The organism is Parabacteroides leei (assembly GCF_023369805.1).
Lineage (GTDB): Bacteria > Bacteroidota > Bacteroidia > Bacteroidales > Tannerellaceae > Parabacteroides > Parabacteroides leei.
In genome coordinates, this window is sequence record NZ_JAMBQG010000053.1 from 1 (window position 1) to 1,022 (window position 1,022).

General features: G+C 35.0%; 1 protein-coding gene. It reads left to right on the forward strand.

Going from position 1 to position 1,022, the window contains the following annotated elements; genetic code table 11:
- Nucleotides 1-30 precede the first annotated feature (30 nt).
- Nucleotides 31-1,008, forward strand: coding sequence for an IS982 family transposase (locus M1P97_RS26205; protein ID WP_034753041.1), 978 nt, complete (start codon nt 31-33; stop codon nt 1,006-1,008).
- Nucleotides 1,009-1,022: the final 14 nt, after the last annotated feature.

Genomic DNA, 1,022 nt, shown 5'->3' on the forward strand with positions numbered 1-1,022 from the left:
AACCCGTTGGCGGAATTAATTCACTAAAAAATGTCAGGAAATAAGTTGTGCATATCATTGATTATTAGTATTTTAATGGTGATCAAACTATTAATATACAGCTCAATTATGCACAACTTATATGCAATATTCGCTAAATTTCTTGATATATGCAAGATGTTTTCTGCTGATTTAGTAAACGAAAAAGGGAATATACCTCGCAGAGGAGTCGTCCCGAAGTTCTCTGACTTAGAAGTGATCAGTTTAAGCCTTGCTGCCGAATCAATAGGTATAGATAGTGAAAGCTTTTTGTTTTCTAAATTAAATGAATACAAAGATGATTTTTCTTCTCTCATATCCCGTCGTCAATATAATGATCGCAGGAAGCTCACTATCGGCTTATGTAATCAGGTGCGTGAAAGAATTGCATCAAAAGTTGATGGTGGAGAAGCTATTTTCTGTATTGATTCTATGCCAATCGAAGTCTGTCGTCCCATAAGGTCAAAACGTTGTAAAATGGGAAAGAATAATTATGATAAAGCTCCCAATTATGGCTATTGTGCTTCACAGGGTAAACATTATTACGGATATAAATTACATTCTCTCTGTGGGTTGAGCGGTGTCATACACTCTTTTGACCTGACAAAGGCGAGTGTTCACGACATTCATTATTTGAAAGACGTAAAGTGTAACTTTCAGAATTGCACCATCATCGGTGATCGTGGATATATTGGAGCAGCCATACAACTTGATTTATTTGAAAAAGCTAATATCAAGTTGGAAGTTCCATATCGGTCGAATCAAAAAGATTGGAAACCTGTATTTAGTCCATTTGCTAAAGCAAGGAAAAGGGTTGAAACGCTTTTTGCACAATTATGCGATCAATTTATGATAATCAGAAATTACGCAAAACAAACAGAAGGATTGTTTACCAGAATTACGGGGAAAATTAGTGCACTTACAATCCTTCAATATATAAACAAGATTAATAACAAACCCATTGGACAAATTAAATATGCACTAATTTAATTCCGCCAACGGGT